Here is a 1,187-nt window from a genome sequence, read left to right on the forward strand (position 1 = left end):
TGGAGGCGCGGGTCCGGCGCGATCATCCGCTGCGAGCGATCCGGACGATTGTGAACGAGGCGCTGTCGATGCTGGAGCGCGAGTTTGCCGCGCTTTATTCGCCGATTGGGCGGCCGTCGATCCCGCCGGAGAAGCTGCTGCGGGCGATGCTGTTGCAGGCGTTTTACTCGATCCGCTCGGAGCGGCTTCTGATGGAGCGGCTGGAATACGACCTGCTGTTCCGCTGGTTCGTCGGAATTGGCGTCGACGACGCAGCTTGGGACCATTCGGTGTTCTCGAAGAACCGCGACCGGCTGCTGGAAGGCGACATCGCGGCGAAGTTCCTGGCGGCGGTGCTGGCGCAGCCCAAGGTGAAGAAGCTGCTGTCGAGCGATCACTTCTCGGTCGATGGCACGCTGATCGAGGCCTGGGCCTCGATGAAGAGCGTGAAGCCGAAGGACAGATCTGGCGAGCCGCCGGCGCAGGGCGGCGGGCGCAATGCCGATGCGGACTTCCATGGTCAGAAACGCTCGAACGACACCCATGCTTCGACCACCGATCCCGATGCCAGGCTCTACCGCAAGGGTAAAGGCAAGGAGACGAAGCTGTGCTTCATCGGGCATGGGCTGATGGAGAACCGCCACGGCCTACTGATCGACGCTTGCCTGACGCAGGCCGACGGGCATGCTGAGCGGGTGGCCGCGCTGCACATGATCGAGTCTCGTGCCGACCGGCCGACAGCGATCACGCTTGGCGCCGACAAAGCCTACGACGCAGAAGACTTCGTCAACGAGCTGCGCTCGATGAACGTGACGCCGCATGTTGCACAGAACACCAGTGGCCGTAGTTCTGCAATTGACGGGCGAACGACCCGGCACGGTGGCTATGCCGCCAGCCAGCGCATCCGCAAGCGGATCGAGGAGGCATTCGGCTGGATCAAAACGGTCGCCGGGCAAGAGAAGACCAGCTTCCGTGGCCGTGATCGCGTCGGATGGGCCTTTACCTTCGCTGCAACCGCCTACAATCTGGTGCGGCTGCCCAAGCTGATCGCGGAGATCGGCTGATGGCCAAGGCGCCCGGCTTCGCCAAGGCCTTTGTCGGCCGCTGGCGCATCGTCGAGATGGACGTCTGGGACAGCGCTTCCTCGACCTCGTCGAAGAGGCGCATCTCACCTTCGAAGGCAAGTCCGACGGTGAAATCGCCTTCGG

The 1,187-nt window shown here is 63.9% G+C and carries 1 protein-coding gene; it reads left to right on the top strand.

The genetic code is table 11. The features are described from left to right. Positions 1-1,043 (top strand): IS5 family transposase (locus tag L6639_RS42895; protein WP_237867372.1); only part of this gene is annotated, 1,043 nt, incomplete at its 5' end. Positions 1,044-1,187: the final 144 nt, after the last annotated feature.

Origin of the sequence: Bradyrhizobium zhengyangense (genome assembly GCF_022012555.1) — a bacterium.
In the GTDB taxonomy this organism is placed as follows: Bacteria; Pseudomonadota; Alphaproteobacteria; order Rhizobiales; family Xanthobacteraceae; genus Bradyrhizobium; species Bradyrhizobium zhengyangense.